Here is a 2,726-nt window from a genome sequence, read left to right on the forward strand (position 1 = left end):
AGACCAGGCTGTAAGCTTCTCTCATGAGACAGAAGCATTGCGCGATTCGGCCTCACGGGCCAGCTGGATTAGGTTTCCGACAGGGACAAGGGAGGCATGATGGGCGGCGGCGGACGCGATCCCGAGCTGACCTAAAATCACGAACTCTTATGCCATTGAAATCAATTTATAATTTCTCGCTGCCTCAAAATGGAACCGATGCTCTTCCACGGAAAGTCCAGATTTGCACGTTGCTGCCGATGCCGCCGAGTTCGGCGCCAAGAGCGACGGTGGCCTCATTGCCGAGGCGCGCCGCCAACCCTCCCGTTGCACGCGCGGACCAGCCATCGAGCAGCGGGACGGAAGCGAGCGGCACGGCCCCGGCCAGCGCCGAGGCAGCGGCATCATCGCCGGTGACGTAGTAATCCGCGTAGAAACCGGCATAAGGCGCGAGCATCACGGCGGCGCTCGTGAGCCAGGGATAACTGAGCTTGATGCCGGCCGAGGCGCGCCCGGTGAAGAAAGCACGATCCGCCTGGAGAGTACCGAGCGAGTCCGTATAGGCGTTCTCCCGTTCCCACAGCGCATAGAACTTCGCCGAAGGTTCGATATCGAAACCGTAAGTCTTGTAGTTGCCGGTCAGCCCGCTCGACATCAGCCAGCGATGACCGCTGAAGTTGCCCGTGGCGGTGCCTGCGGTGCCGTCATAGCCGATCCCGGAATACGCCGCGGCTGCATCGAAGCGCAATCCCGGCGCGAACCTCCAGGCAAGGTATGAACCGAGCGTCCAGCCGTCGCCCTTGAGATGCCCGCTCAAAGCATCGGACCGGTAGTCGAAGGTCTCGTAGCCGCCGAGCGCGCCGACCAGAAAATTCGGTGTGACCCTGCGCGTAAGGCCCAGCAGCGCATTGATCTGGCTGCCGTACAGAATCGGTGTCGATGTCGACGATCCCCAGCGATCGATGCCGCTGCCTCTGACATCCGCCCACAACAGCCAATCCTTCGGCTCGACGTAGCGAAACGCCGGCGCCTTGACGGGCATCGTATTGCGATTGATCGCCGCGAAGGCGTTGTCGACTCGGGATGCGCTCTGCGGCAATTGCGGCTGCGCGTAGCCATTGGCGTTACCCAGCAGGCCGCCGCTGCCGCGCCCGTACAATCCATTCCATCGATCCGACACGTCGGCGCCAGTGGTTGCAGCCTGATCGGGATCGGCGGAGAAGTTGAAACGGATGCCGCCTGCACTCGGCGTGACCAGGCTGCCGCCGTCGTTAAAGCCTTCGGAGATCGCGGTGTCGATCGCGCCTGCAATGGCGGCGCCCGAGTTTTGCGCCACGGTCTTGGTTGCAATGACCTGCAAGGCCCGCAGCTTCAGACTGTCCTGCGGCGGGTTCACCGCCTGCAGCAGCGCTGCCGACGTGCTGGCCGTCAAGTTGCCATTGCCGGCATAGACCGCGGTGATGGTGTGGGTGCCGGCCGTCAGCGCCGAGGTCGTCAAGGTGGCGATCCCGCCGGCCAAAGTCGCGCGGCCGATCGCAGTGCCGCCGTCGTTGAAGCTTACCGTGCCGGCCGGCGTGCCGCCCCCGCTTGTCACGGTTGCTGTGAAGGTGACAGCCTGCCCCGGAGTGCTTGGATTGACGGATGAGACGAGTACTGTCGTCGTCGCCGCCTGGTTCACGGCCTGGCTCAGCACCGATGACGTGCCGGACGTGTTGTTGGTATCGCCGCCATAGACTGCCGTGATCGCATGCGTTCCGGACGTCAGCGCCGATGTGGTCAACGTCGCCTGTCCGCTACTGAGGGTGCCGGTGCCCAGCGTCGTCGCGCCATCCTTGAACGTGACCATGCCGGTGGGCGACGAGCCAGATACTGTCGTGGTGAAGGTGATGGCCTGTCCCAGCAAGCTCGGGTTGAGCGACGCGATCAGCGCGACACTGCTGGTCGCCATGGCGAGGGCGACGTTTTGGGTGACCTGGCTCGCCGCCGCGTAAGTGGTGCCATTGCCGGCTTGATCGGCGGCCAGCGTGCAGGTGCCTGCGCTGATCATCGTCACCGTACTGCCGCTGACCGTGCAGACGCCCGTGGTCAACGAGGAATAGGCCACCGCCAGGCCGCTGCTTGCAGTGGCCAGTGGATTGATCGCAAACGTGCCGCCGCCGACAAAGGTCTGTGCCGCCTGGGCGCCGAACGTGATGGTCTGACCGATCGGCCCGACTGAATAGTTATTCGAAACGGCGGTGCCGGTGCCGGCCTCGCTGGCTCCGTTTGTCACTCCGGACAAGTCCAGAACGATAAGGTTGTTTGGGGCCGTCACACCTGAAGCTGCAGTGAGGGTGAAGCCGTAGGTTATGTTGTCCGCCGTCGTGAGATTTGCCCCAGTAGCATTGTTCAACGTCAGATCACCGAAATTAAAGCCGGTCACGGCTTCGGAGAATGTGACTGTCACAGTCGCGGTTTGACCACCGGCCAGTTGACCGGGGGTGACGACGACGGTCGCTGTCGGGGGTGACGCCTTGGCCGACGTCGAAATGGCAAAAAATGCGAACACGATAAATGCGGCCAGCTTGATGCTGCCGACAATGCGACCGGACACACGACCCCCAGCACGTCTTTTTTGCGATATTTCCCAGTTAGTTGTAGTTGATCGCACACATATCGGGACGCGTCGAGCCAATAAATGCGCTGTTCGCCGTCAGAGCCCTTGAGACAAATTGAGGGACTTCACGAAGGGAGGATTTCTGGTTCAT

The 2,726-nt window shown here is 62.3% G+C and carries 1 protein-coding gene; it reads right to left on the reverse strand.

Features of this window, described 5'->3' with window-relative positions; all coding sequences use genetic code 11:
- Positions 1–184 precede the first annotated feature (184 nt).
- Entirely contained in the window at positions 185–2,653 is a 2,469-nt protein-coding gene (locus tag AC630_RS39005; protein WP_143198663.1) for an Ig-like domain repeat protein, read from the reverse strand.
- Positions 2,654–2,726: the final 73 nt, after the last annotated feature.

It is taken from the genome of Bradyrhizobium sp. AS23.2 (genome assembly GCF_001908185.1).
GTDB lineage: Bacteria > Pseudomonadota > Alphaproteobacteria > Rhizobiales > Xanthobacteraceae > Bradyrhizobium.